Annotated in this window: 11 protein-coding genes and 2 tRNA genes; 10 read left to right on the top strand and 3 right to left on the bottom strand. The window is 64.9% G+C overall.

The window, feature by feature from the left end; genetic code table 11:
* Positions 1–5: 5 nt before the first annotated feature.
* Together QRN11_RS09030 and QRN11_RS09025 are read left to right on the top strand one after the other, a co-directional pair.
* On the top strand, positions 6–500 hold the full coding sequence (locus tag QRN11_RS09030) for a ribose-5-phosphate isomerase (RefSeq protein WP_091422826.1): 495 nt from the start codon (positions 6–8) through the stop codon (positions 498–500).
* Positions 500–1,477, top strand: a complete 978-nt coding sequence (locus tag QRN11_RS09025) for an Fpg/Nei family DNA glycosylase (protein WP_285250703.1) — start codon at positions 500–502, stop codon at positions 1,475–1,477. Before QRN11_RS09030 ends, QRN11_RS09025 begins: the two co-directional genes overlap by 1 nt.
* 369 nt (positions 1,478–1,846) lie before the next feature.
* On the opposite strand, the gene QRN11_RS09020 is transcribed toward QRN11_RS09025, so the two are convergent.
* Positions 1,847–1,920, bottom strand: a tRNA-Gly gene (locus tag QRN11_RS09020).
* A 156-nt stretch (positions 1,921–2,076) separates the two neighbouring features.
* On the opposite strand from QRN11_RS09020, the gene QRN11_RS09015 reads away from it, so the two are divergent.
* The 6 genes from QRN11_RS09015 (at position 2,077) to QRN11_RS08990 (ending at position 7,396) form a co-directional block, all read left to right on the top strand.
* Positions 2,077–2,151, top strand: a tRNA-Pro gene (locus tag QRN11_RS09015).
* 81 nt (positions 2,152–2,232) lie between these two features.
* Positions 2,233–3,645 (top strand): trigger factor, encoded by a 1,413-nt coding sequence (tig, locus tag QRN11_RS09010; RefSeq protein ID WP_285250702.1) that lies wholly within the window; start codon positions 2,233–2,235, stop codon positions 3,643–3,645.
* A 282-nt stretch (positions 3,646–3,927) separates the two neighbouring features.
* Positions 3,928–4,557 carry an ATP-dependent Clp protease proteolytic subunit gene (locus QRN11_RS09005; protein WP_050054828.1) on the top strand — a complete coding sequence of 210 codons (630 nt, stop codon included), beginning with the start codon at positions 3,928–3,930 and terminating at the stop codon, positions 4,555–4,557.
* Between the two features lie 35 nt (positions 4,558–4,592).
* Positions 4,593–5,252: an ATP-dependent Clp protease proteolytic subunit gene (locus QRN11_RS09000; protein WP_013601337.1), complete on the top strand. Its 660-nt coding sequence runs from the start codon at positions 4,593–4,595 to the stop codon at positions 5,250–5,252.
* Between the two features lie 175 nt (positions 5,253–5,427).
* A complete protein-coding gene (gene clpX / locus QRN11_RS08995) occupies positions 5,428–6,708 on the top strand; it encodes an ATP-dependent Clp protease ATP-binding subunit ClpX (RefSeq protein ID WP_091422837.1) in 1,281 nt (426 codons plus the stop codon).
* 73 nt (positions 6,709–6,781) lie between these two features.
* On the top strand, positions 6,782–7,396 hold the full coding sequence (locus tag QRN11_RS08990) for a mycothiol-dependent nitroreductase Rv2466c family protein (protein ID WP_142063124.1): 615 nt from the start codon (positions 6,782–6,784) through the stop codon (positions 7,394–7,396).
* A gap of 404 nt (positions 7,397–7,800) precedes the next feature.
* On the opposite strand, the gene valS is transcribed toward QRN11_RS08990, so the two are convergent.
* Entirely contained in the window at positions 7,801–10,422 is a 2,622-nt protein-coding gene (valS, locus tag QRN11_RS08985; protein WP_285250701.1) for a valine--tRNA ligase, read from the bottom strand.
* A gap of 117 nt (positions 10,423–10,539) precedes the next feature.
* On the opposite strand from valS, the gene QRN11_RS08980 reads away from it, so the two are divergent.
* Positions 10,540–11,298, top strand: a complete 759-nt coding sequence (locus tag QRN11_RS08980) for an SDR family oxidoreductase (protein WP_285250700.1) — start codon at positions 10,540–10,542, stop codon at positions 11,296–11,298.
* Positions 11,299–11,315: 17 nt separating this feature from the next.
* On the opposite strand, the gene QRN11_RS08975 is transcribed toward QRN11_RS08980, so the two are convergent.
* Positions 11,316–12,377, bottom strand: a complete 1,062-nt coding sequence (locus QRN11_RS08975) for an endonuclease/exonuclease/phosphatase family protein (protein WP_181762707.1) — start codon at positions 12,375–12,377, stop codon at positions 11,316–11,318.
* A 327-nt stretch (positions 12,378–12,704) separates the two neighbouring features.
* Here QRN11_RS08975 and ileS point away from each other — a divergent pair, with 327 nt between their 5' ends.
* Entirely contained in the window at positions 12,705–16,040 is a 3,336-nt protein-coding gene (gene ileS, locus QRN11_RS08970) for an isoleucine--tRNA ligase (protein WP_142063113.1), read from the top strand.
* Positions 16,041–16,043 lie beyond the last annotated feature (3 nt).

Here is a 16,043-nt window from a genome sequence, read left to right as displayed (position 1 = left end):
TGCTCGTGACTTCTTCCCCTGCCTTCCCGCGGGTCCACATCGCCACCGACCATGCAGGCATGGAACTCAGCGCCCACCTCGTCACCCACCTGACTGCCAAGGGATATGACGTGGTGGACCACGGCCCCAAGGTCTACGACGCCCAGGATGACTACCCGTCGTTTTGCATTAACGCCGCCCTGGCCGTGGTCGCGGACCAGCAGGCCGGCGTCCACGCCCTGGGCATCGTGCTCGGCGGATCCGGCAACGGTGAACAGATTGCCGCCAACAAAGTAAAAGGTGTACGGGCGGCCCTGGCCTGGAACCATTCCACCGCCACCCTGGCCCGTGAGCACAACGACGCCAATGTAGTGGCCGTGGGCGGCCGCCAGCACACGGTAGAGGAAGCCACTGAGCTGATCGAGGCATTCCTGGCCGAGCCGTTCAGCAATGACGAGCGGCACGTGCGCCGCATCGGCAAGATCGCCGCCTACGAAACCACCGGCGAGGTCATCGAGTAGTGCCGGAAGGCCATACACTCCGGCGCCTGGCGCGGCAGTTCTCGGACGTCTTCGGCGGCCAGCGGCTGGCCGTCTCCAGCCCGCAGGGCAGGTTTAGCGGGGGAGCGGCGCTCCTGGACGGGCGTGTCCTGGTTGCCGCGGATGCCCACGGGAAGCACCTGTTCCTGCACTTTGACCACTCTTTGGTGCTGCACGTCCACCTGGGCCTCTACGGAGCATGGAGCTTCGGCGGAGACAGCACCTTCGCGGGGTCCTCCAGCATTGGCGCGCCACGCCGGGTGGGGGAGCAGGAGAGCTTCGACGACGGCGATGGCGGGCGCCCTTACGCGGGCCCCCCGGAGCCCGTGGGAGCGGTGCGGGTCCGGCTCGTGGGCACCAACGGGTGGGCGGACCTGCGCGGGGCAACCACCTGCGAAACCATCACCGCCGCGGAGGCAGAAGCCGTGCTTGCCCGGCTGGGCCCGGACCCGCTGCGGAACCGGCGGGGAGACGCCGGCCGGTTTACCACCAACCTGCAGAGCCGTACAGCACCGCTGGCCGCCCTGCTCATGGACCAGAAAATCATCGCCGGGGTGGGAAATGTGTACCGCGCCGAAGTTTTGTTCCGGCGGCGGCTGGACCCCTGGCTGCCTGGCACGGACGTGCCGGACGCCGAGGCACGCAAGCTGTGGCGCGACGTCGTCTCCTTGATGAACGACGGAGTAGCCGACGGCCGGATCATCACCACCACGCCGCGGTACTGGACGGACAACGGAACAGGCGGCAACGGGAAAGCCGCCGCGCGCACCCCGGTCGCCACCCCGGCTGCGGTCAGTGCCGCCGTCGTCAGGACCGATTCCTACCCTGCCCGCGAAGACGCCCATTTTGTCTACAAACGCCACGGGCTGCCCTGCCGTGTCTGCCGGACAACGGTACTGATGGCCGAACTGGTGGGCCGCAAGCTCTACTGGTGCCCGAAGTGCCAGCAGTCGGGCTGACCCAAAACGCCGCCGGTTCCGGGGAAGACTGGAACGCGCCATCAGCATTTGCCGGTTTTCCTGGGACGCGCCATCACGTCCTGCAGCTTTCCCCGAAGCGCCCCATCACGCCTTGCGCCTTGCGCCTTGCGTCGCATCGCTCCCTCAGCTCATGGCAGGGTTCGAAGGCGATGCTGCCGCCGGCAGTGTGCTCGATTTATCCGGGAGGCGCCAACTGGTGGCGCGTTCCCGGGTTTCCAGCCGGAGGTGATGGCGCGTTCCCGGGTTTCCAGCCGAAGGTGATGGCGCGTTCCCGGGTTTAGTGCAGGAGGTGATGGCGCGTGCTGTGGATTAATGCGAAAGGCCCCTCCGGAGAGGGGCCTTCTGCTATGGAGGGGACGACGGGAATCGAACCCGCGTAATCAGTTTGGAAGACTGAGGCTTTACCATTAAGCTACGTCCCCGAAGGAAGATCCATCTTTAAGCCTAGTACTGCAGGCCTCCACTGATGGGAACTTCGGGCTGGCTGTTCAAGCCGGATATAACTAAACCTAATCCATGGGCTACGTGTCAAATGTGCAAAGACGGCGCGTATCACCGTAGACTTGCCTGTGCACTTACGGGGTGTAGCTCAGCTTGGCTAGAGCGCCTGCTTTGGGAGCAGGAAGTCGCAGGTTCAAATCCTGTCACCCCGACTCTGCGGCCCGGACCTCTCGGCCTGGACAAAACATTGCGTTTGCAGAAACCCATCCCACAATCCCAGGAGTACTTAGACCGTGAAGAGCGCTGTCGAGAACCTCACCCCCACGCGGGTCAAGCTCAATGTTGAGGTCCCCTTTGAGGAATTGAAGCCCAGCATCGACTCGGCCTACAAGACCGTTGCTTCGCAGATCCAGGTCCCTGGCTTCCGTAAGGGCAAGGTCCCCGCAAAGCTCATCGACCAGCGCGTCGGCCGCGGCTACGTCCTGGAGACGGCCATCAACGAAGGCCTCAACGGCTGGTACCAGGCTGCCGTCCAGGAATCCGGCATCCGCCCCCTGAGCCGTCCCGAGGTTGAGATCACCGAGGTTCCGGACCCCTCCGCCACCGACGGCGGCCTGAAGTTCGCCGCCGAGGTTGACGTCCGCCCCGAGATCGAACTCCCGGATTACGCCGGCATCCAGGTCGAGGTCGCCGCAGCCCAGTCCTCCGACGAGGACGTGGACAAGGCCCTGGACGAACTGCGCGGCCGCTTCGGCACGCTGAAGCCCGTTGACCGTCCCGCCGCCGATGGCGACTTCCTCACCATCGACATCACCGCCAGCATCGACGGCGAAGAGGTTGACTCCGCAGCCGGCCTGTCCTACCAGGTTGGCGCCGGCACCATGCTCGAAGGCCTCGACGAAGCCGTCACCGGCCTGAGCGCCGACGAAGACGCCATCTTCAACACCACCCTGGTGGGTGGCGACCACGCCGGTGAAGCAGCCCAGGTCAAGGTGGTCGTGAAGGCCGTCAAGGAGCGCGAACTCCCCGAGGCGGACGACGACTTCGCCCAGCTCGCCTCCGAATTCGACACCCTTGCCGAGCTCCGCGAGGACCTCGCCAAGCAGGCCGCCGATTCCAAGGTTGTTGAGCAGGGCGTCGAGGCCCGCGACAAGGTCCTGGACAAGCTCGTTGAGCTGGTGGAGGTTCCGGTTCCGGACTCCGTCGTCGAAGAGCAGCTCGAAGCCCACTTCAAGGAGGGCAACGGCCACGGCGAAGGCGAGCACGACACCGAGGAGCACCGTGAAGAGGTGCGCGCCAACACGGCCCGCGCATTCCAGAACGAGATCATCCTTGACGCCATCGCCGAAAAGGAAGAAGTCAACGTCAGCCAGAACGAGCTGATCGACTACATCGTCAGCACGGCCAGCCAGTACGGCATGGACCCCAACCAGTTCGCCCAGATCATCGATCAGAGCGGACAGGTCCCCATGATGGTGTCCGAGGTACGCCGCCGCAAGGCCCTGGCTGTTGTCCTGGGCCAGGCCACGGTGACCGACACTGAGGGCAACACCGTTGACCTCAGCGACTTCGTCCGTCCCGGCGGAGAAGAGGAAGCTCCCGCCGTGGAGGCAGAGGAAGCTCCCGCCGTCGAGGCCGAAGAAGCAGCAGCCGAAGAAGCTCCCGAGGCTGCCGGCGAGGAAGACAAGGCAGAGGCCAAGGCCTAGCCACGCGGTAATCCAGAATTGAACGGCCCCCGGATCCCAGGATCCGGGGGCCGTTTGCTTTGCGCCGGCATGCCCAACCGCATGTCCGGCCGCAGGCCCAACTGCATGCCCCTCTGGAGGTCCCTCCGGGGGCCGGCCGATCGTGCGCCGTCAGCGAACAGCCCACGGCGCGCGAACAAAACGTCAGTGAAACCGGTTAGTGTCCAAGTAGAGATTTTCAGTGATGTCACCGTCACCAGTGAGAGGTAAGTACACATGTCACAGCACGCAGAGGCCCCCCGGATGGCGACTGTCGATCCTGCAGCCCAGGACAACTACATCTACAACCGCCTCCTCAAGGAGCGGATCATCTGGCTGGGCTCAGAGGTGCGTGACGAGAACGCCAACGCCATCTGCTCGCAGTTGCTGCTCCTGTCTGCCGAGAACCCGGAAAAGGACATCTACCTTTACATCAACTCCCCGGGCGGCTCGGTCACCGCAGGCATGGCCATCTACGACACCATGCAGTTCATCCCGAACGACGTCGTCACCGTCGCCACCGGCCTCGCCGCCTCGATGGGCCAGTTCCTGCTCTCCTCGGGCACCAAGGGCAAGCGCTACGCCACCCCGAACGCCCGCGTCCTGATGCACCAGCCCTCCGGCGGCATTGGCGGCACCGCCTCGGACATCAAGATCCAGGCTGAGCTGATCCTGCACATGAAGAAGGTGATGGCGGAACTGACGGCCGAGCAGACCGGCCAGACCGTGGACACCATCCTCAAGGACAACGACCGCGACAAGTGGTTCACGGCCACCGAAGCCCTGGAATACGGGTTCTTCGACAAGATCGCCGCCCACGCCGGCTCGGTTGCCGGCGGCGGCGGTACATCGAACAGCAACGGCGCCACGGGCGAGACCCCCTCCGCGAACTAACCGGCACAAGAACACTCAGATCAGGAGCAATAAAAATGAACTACAACTTCGGGTGGTCTGCCGGTAATCTTCCGTCCAGCCGCTACGTCCTGCCCCAGTTCGAGGAGCGCACGCCCTACGGCTTCAAGCGCCAGGACCCGTACACCAAGCTCTTCGAGGACCGCATCATCTTCCTCGGCGTCCAGGTGGACGACGCTTCCGCGGACGACATCATGGCGCAGCTGCTGGTGCTCGAATCCACGGACCCGGACCGCGACATCACCCTGTACATCAACTCGCCGGGTGGTTCCTTCACCGCCATGACGGCGATTTACGACACCATGCAGTACATCCGCCCTGAGATCCAGACTGTCTGCCTCGGGCAGGCAGCCAGCGCTGCCGCTGTCCTTCTGGCGGCCGGAACGCCCGGCAAGCGCCTGGCGCTGCCGAACGCACGCGTCCTGATCCACCAGCCCGCGCTCTCCGGCGGCCAGGGCGGCCAGGCCTCCGACCTGGAGATCCAGGCGGCCGAGGTTATGCGCATGCGGTCCTGGCTTGAGGACACCCTGGCGCACCACTCGGGACGGACGTCCGAGCAGGTCAACAACGATATCGAGCGCGACAAGATCCTGACCGCGGAAGAAGCCCAGGTGTACGGCCTGATCGACCAGGTCCTGGATTCCCGCAAGATCAAACCGCAGGCAATTACCAGGTAGCGGTAAAGTAAAGCGCCGGTGGCGCCAATCATTTGGCTCCACCGGCCTTTTCCTTCCACCCTCGGAAGCGAATGTGACCTAGAGTGGATGTTGTCACAACCGGCCCACGCAGGCTGGTGGAGATTCCAGCAACGGTGCAAGGCTGCCTGGCAGCAAGATACTAAGGGGTTCACATATGGCTCGGATTGGCGAGAGCACGGATCTGCTGAAGTGCTCTTTCTGCGGAAAGAGCCAGAAGCAGGTGCGCAAGCTCATTGCCGGGCCCGGTGTCTACATCTGTGATGAGTGCATTGAGCTTTGCAACGAAATCATCGAAGAGGAACTTGCCGAAGTCGCCGATCTTGGCAGCTTCGAACTGCCCAAGCCGCGGGAAATCTTCGACTTCCTGCAGGAATACGTCATCGGACAGGAGCCTGCCAAGCGCTCCCTCGCCGTCGCGGTCTACAACCATTACAAGAGGATCCAGGCAGGCCACGCCCCCAAATCGGGCAGCCTCGCCGACGGCGGCCACCACGACGACGTCGAGATCGCCAAGTCCAACATCCTCCTGATCGGTCCCACGGGCTGCGGAAAGACCTACCTGGCCCAGACGCTGGCGCGCCGCTTGAACGTTCCGTTCGCGGTGGCCGACGCAACCGCTCTGACCGAGGCCGGCTACGTGGGTGAGGATGTGGAGAACATCCTCCTTAAGCTCATCCAGGCCGCGGACTATGACGTCAAAAAGGCCGAGCAGGGCATCATCTACATCGATGAGATCGACAAGATTTCCCGCAAGAGCGAAAACCCCTCCATCACCCGGGACGTTTCGGGCGAGGGCGTGCAGCAGGCGCTCCTGAAGATCCTGGAAGGCACTGTTGCCTCCGTTCCTCCGCAGGGCGGCCGGAAACACCCGCACCAGGAATTCATCCAGATCGACACCACTAATGTCCTGTTCATCGTGGCCGGTGCGTTCGCCGGACTAGAGGAGATCATTGGTTCCCGCTCCGGCCGGAAGGGGATTGGCTTCGGTGCACCCCTGAACGAGGCCAGCAAAAAGATTGATTCCTATGGCGAAGTGATGCCGGAGGACCTGCTGAAATTCGGTCTGATCCCGGAGTTCATTGGCCGCCTCCCCGTGATCACCACGGTGTCCAACCTGGACCGGGACGCCCTCATCCAGATCCTTTCCACGCCCAAGAACGCCCTGGTGAAGCAGTACCAGAAGATGTTCCAGATCGATGGCGTCGAACTCGTGTTTGATGACACCGCCCTGGATGCGATTGCCGAGCAGGCCCTGGAGCGCGGCACCGGCGCGCGCGGGCTGCGGGCCATCATGGAGGAAGTGCTCCTTCCCGTGATGTTCGATCTCCCCAGCCGCGAGGACGTGGCCAGCGTGGTGATCACCGAGGACGTGGTCCTCCGGGGCGCGGAACCCACCATGATCCCGCACGTCACGAAGCGGCGTAAGACCGCCTGAAAAACCTTCCGCTACACACCGTCAGATGCGGCTGCCCCTTGCGCAGCCGCCTGCACCTGAAGGAGCAACACCCATGACTGACACTGCACGGAACAAAGCCGATTTCTGGTTTGACCCGCTGTGCCCGTTCGCGTGGATCACCTCGCGCTGGATCGGCGAAGTGGAGGACGTCCGCGACATCGAAACGGTGTGGCACGTGATGAGTCTTGCTGTCCTCAACGAGGGCCGCGACCTGGAGCCCGCCTACCGCGAGTCCATGGACAACGCCTGGGGCATGGTCCGCGTGATCATCGCGGCCCAGCAGGAGCACGGCCAGGAAACGGTCAAGGCCCTTTATGACGCCATGGGCACCCTGATCCACGAGCGCGGCGAGAAGGACAGGGCCCTGGTCATCACCAAGGCCCTCGCCGAATGCGGCCTCCCCGCCTCACTGGCTGAAGCGGCCACCACAGACGCCTTCGACGAAAAGCTGCGGGCCAGCCACGAGGAAGGCATCTCGCTGGTAGGCCAGGATGTTGGCACACCCGTGGTGGCCTTCAACGGAACCGCATTCTTCGGCCCCGTCCTGACCCGGATTCCGCGCGGTGAAGAGGCAGGCAAGCTGTGGGACGCCACCACGGCCCTGGCTGCCTACCCGCACTTCTTCGAGTTGAAGCGCAGCCGCACGGAACGCCCTGAATTCAGCTGAACCAGATCCCGCTGGCCGGTAGGGACTCAGCAGAGCCCCGGCAGAACTACTCGTTTGTAGTTCTGCCGGGGCTCTTGCGCATCCGGACGGGCAGGACAATGATGGTTCTTACCCTCTTCGAAAGAAGAGAGACGCAGGAACCGAAGATTCAGTGATATGTATTTGACGCAGCCATCGGCAAAGCCGGATACAAGCTACCAGTGACGAGGTAGGAAGACCTGAAATTTCCTAGGATCTTGCCAGACCATCAAAGACGTCACCAGATGGCCGAAAAGTCGAAGCCCCACCAACGGCAAAACGCTGATGGGGCTTCCCCTTTGCCCTGAAACAAGTTTCCCTGAAACAAGTTGCCCTGAAACAGGTTGCCCTGCAGCAGGGTGCGCCCCAACACGGGGCGCACCCTGTCAGGCCTGTGCGGGCTCCTCGGTGGCAGCCAGGGCCACATCACTCACGGTGAGTTCGCCGTCGCCCACCACCAGGGTGATCTCGCGGGCGTTGGACGCAGCCTTCAGGTCCGCAAGCCCTGCCTTCAGTTGCGTGGTCAGGGCCTCCGAAGCCGTGATGGTGGCGGACAGGACCTCTGTGCGCTGCTTGACCTTGGCCTCGGACTTGGCCTTGCGGACGCCGCTGAGCGCAACGCCCACGGTGGCCAGCATGGTGGTGTCCCCGCCCGGCACGTCCAGCGGGGCAGGCCACTGGGCGCGGTGCACCGAACCGTTCCGCCACCATCCCCAGACCTCTTCGGTGGCGAAGGGGAGGAAGGGCGCGAACAGGCGCAGCAGGGTGTCCAGGCTGGTGGCCAGGGCCGCGAGGACCGAAGCCTGTTCGGCTTCGCCGGCAGCGCCGTACGCCCGGTCCTTAATGAGCTCCACGTAGTCGTCCGTGAACTGCCAGAAGAAGCTTTCGGTGATCTGCAGTGCGCGGGCGTAGTCGTAGTTTTCAAACGCTTTGGTGGACTGCGCCACAACCTCGGCGAGCTGGGCCAGGACGGCCCGGTCCAGGGGGTTGGACAGCACCGAGAGGTCACCGGAAAGCACTGATGCTTCGGTGGCGCCGAGGTTCAGCACGAACTTCGAGGCATTCAGCAGCTTGATGGCCAGGCGCCGGCCGATTTTCATCTGGGCAATCTCGTAGGCCGTATCCGCGCCGAGCTTCGCGGAGGCGGCCCAGTAACGGACAGCATCGGAGCCGTATTCCTCCAGCACATCGGTGGGGACCACCACGTTGCCCTTGGACTTGGACATCTTCTTGCGGTCCGGGTCCAGGATCCAGCCCGAGATGGCGGCGTGCTTCCAGGGCGCACTGTTCTCCAGGGCATCGGCGCGGACCACCGAGGAGAAGAGCCAGGTGCGGATGATGTCGTGGCCCTGCGGGCGGACGTCAAACGGGAATACCTTGGCGAACAGTTCCTCGTCACGCTTCCAGCCGCCCACAATGTTCGGCGTCAGGGAGGACGTGGCCCACGTGTCCAGGATGTCGGCGTCGCCGGTGAACCCGTTGGGAACATCGCGCTGCGCCTCGTCAAAGCCCGGGGCGGCATCCGCTGCCGGGTCAACCGGCAGCTGCTCGTCGGACGGAACGATGGGGGAGTCGTAGTCCGGGTTGCCGTCGGCATCCAGCGGGTACCAGACCGGGATGGGCACACCAAAGAAGCGCTGGCGCGATACCAGCCAGTCGCCGTTCAGGCCCGAAATCCAGTTCTCATAGCGGGAGCGCATGAAGGCGGGGTGGAAGTCGATTTCCTGCCCGCGCGCGATGAGCCGTTCGCGGCGGTCCTCGTCCCGTCCGCCGTTGCGGAGGTACCACTGGCGGGAGGTGACAACCTCGAGTGGCTTGTCGCCCTTTTCGTAGAAGTTCACGGGGTGCATGATCTTCTTCGGCTCGCCGTCCAGCAGCTCGGCGGCGGTGAGGAGCTTCACTACCTCCTCCTTGGCGCTGAACACGGTCTTGCCGGCGATGGCGGCAAAGGCTTCCCGGCCAATGTCGGTGGTGATCCACTCCGGCGCCTCGCTGACAATCCGGCCGTCCCTGCCCACGATGGCCCGGGTGGGCAGCTGCAGTTCGCGCCACCAGGTGACGTCGGTCAGGTCGCCGAAGGTACACACCATCGCGATGCCTGAGCCTTTGTCGGCCTTGGCGAGCGGGTGGGCCTTCACTTCCACCTCGACGCCGAACACCGGGGACGTGACCTTCTTGCCGAACAGCGGCTGGTACCGTTCGTCGTCGGGATTTGCCACCAGGGCCGCGCAGGCGGCCAACAGTTCGGGACGGGTGGTCTCGATGTAGATCCGCTCGCCGTCCTCAGTGAAGAAGGGGTAGCGGTAGTAGGCGCCCGGCACCTCGCGGTCCTCGAGTTCGGCCTGCGCCACGGCGGTGCGGAAGGTGACATCCCAGAGGGTGGGCGCCTCGGCCATGTAGGCGTCGCCGGCGGCAAGGTTGGCCAGGAATGCCCGTTGTGAGACTGCCCTGGAATTGTCGTCGATGGTGCGGTAGGTCAGTTCCCAGTCCACGGACAGGCCAAGAGTCTGGAAGAGGTTTTCGAAGACCTTCTCGTCCTCGACGGCCAGTTCTTCGCACAGCTCGATGAAGTTTCGGCGGGAGACCACGTCGAAATCCCGCTGGTTTTTGGCAGGCTGGGCCGGAGGACGGTAGTCCGCGTTATACGGGATGGCCGGGTCGCAGCGGACACCGTAGTAGTTCTGTACCCGGCGTTCGGTGGGCAGGCCGTTGTCATCCCAGCCCATCGGGTAGAAGACGTTTTTGCCGATCATCCGCTGGTAACGGGCCAGCACATCGGTCTGCGTGTAGGAGAACATGTGTCCCACGTGCAGCGATCCGGAGGCGGTGGGCGGGGGAGTGTCGATCGAGTAGACCTGCTCCCGGGTGGTGTCCGGGTTGAACTTGTAGGTCCCCTCGGCAAGCCAGCGCTGCGTCAAGGCAGCTTCGAGGCCCTCGAGGGCCGGCTTGTCCGGAACGTTGATGGGGGCGGTGTTGGGCGTGTCTGTACCCTGTTTGTCTTCAGCCATCTGCCAATTGTTTCACGGCCGCGCGTGTCCCCCTGCCCGGCGGCAGACTGGAAGGGCCCGTTCATCCGGGGAAACACGCCGGGGTGGTCTTCGGGCAGGGAAGGTTAGGGTGGTGCCATGACTTCGGACTTCCATAAAAAAGCAGCTTTGGTGACCGGTGCGAGCAGCGGAATCGGCGAGGCAACGGTCCGCGCCCTGGCGGCGGAAGGCTGGACAGTCTTCGCTGTGGCCCGCCGCGCTGAGCGGCTCGCCGGGCTCGAAGCCGAGACCGGCGCCGTCGGCATTCCTGCGGATATTTCCGCGGACGACGACGTGTCCCGGCTCCTTGCCCGGGTCACCGAAGCGGGGGGTATCGACACGCTGGTCAACATCGCCGGCGGCGCGCGGGGCGCCGACACCGTGGGCCAGGCGAGCACCGAGGACTGGGAATGGATGTACCGGGTCAACGTGCTGGGCACCATGAAGCTCACCCGGGCGTTCCTGCCGATGCTCCGCGCCAACGGCGAGGGAACCGTGCTGAACCTGACCTCCACTGCCGCGCTGGCTCCGTACGAAGGCGGAGGCGGCTACAACGCTGCGAAGTCTGCCCAGCAGGCCATGACCGGGGCGCTGCGGCTGGAGGAAGCGGAGAACAACGTCCGCGTCATCGAAGTGGCGCCGGGGCTGGTGTACACGGAGGAGTTCGCGCTGAACCGGCTCGGTGACAAACAGGCCGCCCAAAAGGTGTACCAGGGAGTGGAGAAGCCGCTCACCGCTGCCGACGTGGCGGATGTTGTCAAGTACGCCGTCAGCGCCCCCCACCACGTGAACCTGGACCAGATCGTGATCCGGCCGGTGGCGCAGGCCGCCAACCACAAACTGATCCGCAAGGGCTGACGCACGGGCAGAGCCTCTCACTGCAGGACGAGGCGGGCCACCACCGCGGCGTGGTCGGTTCCGGGCAGGGTGACGACGTCGACCCCCGCCACGTCTATTCCCGGGCTGACCAGCACATGGTCCAGGGCCGCGAACGCGGGTGCCGGTGAGTTCACCGGCCAGGTGGGCACCAGCCCCTTGCCGGTTGACTGCGAGGCATCGGTCAACCCCCGGGCGAGGAGGTCCCGGAATTCCCGGTGGTCCCCGGTGGCGTTGAAGTCGCCCAGCAGGATGGAGTGCCCTCGCGCGCCCTGCCAGAGCACGCCGAGCTGCCGCAGTTCCGCCCGCCACATGGGCGTATGCCCCGGGCGCGGGGAATCGATATGGACAGCTGTCAGGTGAAGCGGCGCCGCTACCCCGGGGATCATGGCCACCGCCCGGCTTTGGTAGAACACCGATCCGGGTACCCGTTCAGCCTGCTCCAGCGGAAAGCGTGAAAAGAGGGCGTTCCCGGTACCGGCAGAGTCCACGTCGAGGGCCCGGCCGGGCAAAACGGCAGCCAGACCCGCAGCATCCAGGGCCTCCAAACCGGCAGGAGCCAGTTCGGGCAGGGCAAGGACATCGATGTTCCGGTTTCTTATCTCGGCCAGCAGGGCTGCTGTGTCTATGCCGGTGGAACCCACGTTGACCGCCATCACCGTGAGTGTCCGCTTGCCGGAAGGCGGGTTTCCGGCAGCTTGCCCGCCCGCGGGAGCCGCGGACTCCAGGTGGTCTACCCCGGCTGAAGGCAGGACACGGTCCAACACCAGGCCGAACTGTGCCGCGAGCACCACGGCTGCCAGTGCGGCCACCAATGTCCGGCCGGGGCGGGGCTTGGCGGGCAGTGCGACGACGGCGGCGGCCAGCCCGGCCGTCGTCGTGATGAGAGCAGCGGGAAAGACGGCCAAAAGCTGGATCCAGGGGGTCCCGATGTCCCACGGAACCAGGCGCAGTGCCAGCAGGACGGCACCGGGCGCTGCCAGGACGGCGGCGGACACCGACCACCAGGACACCTTGCGCGGACGCGGTCCGTCACGCCATCCGGTGCCGTTCTTCTGCATACGCTCCATTATTGGTGGCCCGGCCATGGAAATAGTAGACTCGGAAGCGGCTACGACCCGGCTATCACCGGCGAGCTTCCGGAAGAACGCACCAACCGCCACACACGCGGACGGCGTCAGTAGAACCGGACGGGTAAGCCCGTCACAGCAGTCAATGAGCGGCCGGAGCAGGATGGTTCCCCAGGGAGCCGGAAGCGCGCCGGTAAGTGAGGTGGTACCGCGGTGGGCGTGGAGTCCGGCAGGACAACACGGCAGCCGTCCTCGCATCCTGAACGGAACGAAAGGCGCAAGCCGGCAGTTCGCCAAGCTCAACCCAGGATGTCGAGAATGACGTATTACCCCAAGGCCTCAGCCTCCGCCGATGGCACCTCTTCCAGCCGCAACGCCGGCGTGTCCGCTTCCGTGAAGTTCCCGGAAATCGAAGAGCGCATCCTCAAGTACTGGGACCAGGACGGCACCTTCCAGGCCAGCATCGACCAGCGCAGCGCGGACGCCCCCGGCGGTGAACCAGGCAGCAACGAATTCGTTTTCTACGACGGCCCGCCGTTCGCCAACGGCCTGCCGCACTATGGCCACCTGCTCACCGGGTACGCCAAGGACCTCGTGGGCCGCTACCAGACCCAGCGCGGCAAGCGCGTGGAGCGCCGCTTCGGCTGGGATACCCATGGCCTGCCGGCAGAGCTCGAAGCCATGAAGCAGCTGGGCATGACGGACAAAACCCAGATCGAAGCCATGGGCATCGACAAGTTCAACGACGCCTGCCGCGCCTCCGTGATGAAGTACGCCGACGAATGGCGCAGCTATGTCACCCGCCAGGCACGCTGGGTGGACTTCGACAACGACTACAAGACCCTCAACGTCGAGTACATGGAGTCTGTCCTCTGGGCGTTCAAGCAGCTGCACGAAAAGGGATTGACCTACAACGGCTACCGCGTGCTGCCTTACTGCTGGAAGGACGAAACGCCGCTGTCCAACCATGAGCTGCGCATGGACGACGACGTCTACAAGAACCGCCAGGACCAGACCGTCACGGTGACTTTCCCCCTGCTTGCCGGGGAGTCGGAACTGTCCCGGCAGCTCGCCGGTGTCAAGGCCCTCGCCTGGACCACCACCCCCTGGACCCTGCCGACAAACGCCGCGCTCGCCGTCGGACCTTCCATCACTTACGCGGTACTGCCTGCCGGCCCCAACGGCATCAAGGCCGCCTCCGCGGACGCTCCGGTCAACGGCAGCTTCCTGCTGGCCGCCGACCTGCTGGCCAGCTACGCCAAGGACCTCGGATACGAGGACTTCGAGTCAGCGCAGGCCGCGGTTGTCTCCACGCACACCGGTGCCGAGCTCGAAGGCCTCGCCTACCAGCCGCTGTGGCAGGACTTTGCCGACAACGAAAAGTACGGCATGGAGAACGCCTGGCGGATCCTCGTGGCTGACTACGTCACCACCACCGACGGCACCGGCATCGTCCACCAGGCTCCCGCCTACGGTGAAGACGACCAGAAGGTCTGCGAGGAAGCCGGCATCCCGGTGATCCTCTCAGTGGACGAGGGCGCGAAATTCCTGCCGCTGTTCAAGCACGGGGACCTCCACGACATCGTGGGCCTGCAGGTCTTTGAGGCCAACAAGCCCATCACCCAGGTGCTGCGCGCCCAGGGCCGCCTGGTCCGCCAGGCCAGCTACGAGCACAGCTACCCGCATTGCTGGCGCTGCCGCAACCCGCTGATCTACCGCGCGGTGTCCTCGTGGTACGTGGAGGTCACCAAGTTCAAGGACCGGATGTCCGAGCTGAACCAGGAAATCAACTGGATCCCGGGCAACGTCAAGGACGGCCAGTTCGGCAAGTGGCTGGAAAACGCCCGTGACTGGTCCATCAGCCGCAACCGCTACTGGGGCAGCCCCATCCCCGTCTGGCAGTCCAGCGACCCCGAATACCCGCGCACCGATGTGTACGGCTCGCTCGCCGAGATCGAGGCGGACTTCGGCAGGCTGCCGCTGAACAAGGACGGCCAGGTGGACCTGCACCGCCCCTTTATCGACGAACTCACCAGGCCCAACCCGGACGATCCACGCACCCCGGAAGAGGGCCAGTCCGTGATGCGCCGCGTGGAGGACGTCCTGGACGTCTGGTTCGACTCCGGCTCCATGCCCTACGGCCAGGTGCACTACCCGTTCCAGAACGAAGCATGGTTCGATACCCACAACCCGGCCGACTTCATCGTGGAGTACATCGGCCAGACCCGCGGCTGGTTCTACATGCTGCACATCCTCTCCACGGCGCTGTTCGACCGGCCTGCCTTCCGCAACGTCATCAGCCACGGCATTGTGCTGGGCTCGGACGGGCAGAAGATGTCCAAGAGCCTGCGGAACTACCCGGACGTCTCAGAGGTCCTGGACCGCGACGGCTCGGACGCCATGCGCTGGTTCCTGATGTCCAGCCCCATCCTCCGCGGCGGCAACCTGGTGGTCACCGAACAGGGAATCCGCGACGGCGTCCGCCAGGTCATCCTGCCGCTGTGGAACGTGTACAGCTTCTTCACGCTTTACACCAATGCCGCCAACGGCGGTTCAGGCTATGACGCCAAGCTGCGCTACGACGGCTATGCCGACACGCTGGATCAGTACCTGCTGGCCAACACCGGTGAACTGGTCCGGAACATGACGGAGCAGCTGGACACCTACGACATCTCCGGCGCCTGCGACGAACTGCGCAGCTACCTGGACATGCTCACCAACTGGTACGTCCGCCGGAGCCGTCAGCGGTTCTTCGACGAGGACCAGGACGCCTTCGATGCATTGTTCACCGCGCTGGAAACGGTCACCCGCGTGGCGGCTTCGCTCCTGCCGCTGGTCTCCGAGGAAATCTGGCGCGGGCTCACCGGAGGCCGCTCGGTGCACCTGGCCGACTGGCCAGACGCCAACCTGTTCCCGGCCAACCCGGACCTGGTTCAGGCCATGGACAAGGTCCAGCAGATCTGCTCCACCGGTTCCTCGCTCCGGAAGGCAGCAAACCTGCGCGTACGCCTCCCGCTGCAGGAACTGACCGTGGTGGCACCCGGCGCGGATGCGCTGGCTGGCTTCGCCGCCGTCGTCGCGGACGAGCTCAACCTCCGCAGCGTCCGCCTGCTGGACGCTGCCACGGCCTCGCCGGAGGAGTTCGGTATCCAGCAGAAGCTCGTGGTCAACGCACGCGCAGCAGGTCCGCGGCTGGGCAAGAACGTCCAGGCCGCCATCAAGGGCGCCAAGTCCGGCGACTGGTCGGTTTCCGATGCCGGCGTTGTCACGGCCGGGGGCCTGGAACTGGAACCGCAGGAATACACGCTGGAAACCGTAGTGGCAGAGAACGACGGCGGGTCCGCGGCTGCGTCTTCTGCTGTAGCAGTCCTCCCCGGCGGCGGCTTTGTGGTGCTCAACACCGAGGTGACCCCGGAGCTGGAGGCCGAAGGCCTGGCCCGGGATATGGTCCGCTCGATCCAGCAGGCACGCAAGGACGCCGGACTCAACGTCAGCGACCGGATCCGGACCTCCGTGACTGCCCGGCAGAGCGTCGTCGACGCCCTGCTGGCCAACGCGGACCTGGTGAAGGGGGAAACCCTGACCGTGCACCTGGCGGCAGAACCATCGGACGCCGCCGAACCGGTTGTCGCCGTCGAAAAAGTAGAGGCCTGATCC

The organism is Pseudarthrobacter sp. fls2-241-R2A-168 (assembly GCF_030209335.1).
Lineage (GTDB): Bacteria > Actinomycetota > Actinomycetes > Actinomycetales > Micrococcaceae > Arthrobacter.
The sequence above is the reverse complement of the archived record's forward strand: the minus strand, read 5'-3'. Positions and strand labels throughout refer to the sequence as shown.

Excerpts from the sequence above, each read along its gene's own strand:
- ileS (WP_142063113.1), top strand. The coding sequence starts at position 12,705 with ATGACGTATTACCCCAAGGCCTCAGCCTCCGCCGATGGCACCTCTTCC.
- QRN11_RS09000 (WP_013601337.1), top strand. The coding sequence starts at position 4,593 with ATGAACTACAACTTCGGGTGGTCTGCCGGTAATCTTCCGTCCAGCCGC.
- QRN11_RS08980 (WP_285250700.1), top strand. The coding sequence starts at position 10,540 with ATGACTTCGGACTTCCATAAAAAAGCAGCTTTGGTGACCGGTGCGAGC.
- valS (WP_285250701.1), bottom strand. The coding sequence starts at position 10,422 with ATGGCTGAAGACAAACAGGGTACAGACACGCCCAACACCGCCCCCATC.
- QRN11_RS08975 (WP_181762707.1), bottom strand. The coding sequence starts at position 12,377 with ATGCAGAAGAACGGCACCGGATGGCGTGACGGACCGCGTCCGCGCAAG.
- QRN11_RS08990 (WP_142063124.1), top strand. The coding sequence starts at position 6,782 with ATGACTGACACTGCACGGAACAAAGCCGATTTCTGGTTTGACCCGCTG.
- clpX (WP_091422837.1), top strand. The coding sequence starts at position 5,428 with ATGGCTCGGATTGGCGAGAGCACGGATCTGCTGAAGTGCTCTTTCTGC.
- QRN11_RS09005 (WP_050054828.1), top strand. The coding sequence starts at position 3,928 with ATGGCGACTGTCGATCCTGCAGCCCAGGACAACTACATCTACAACCGC.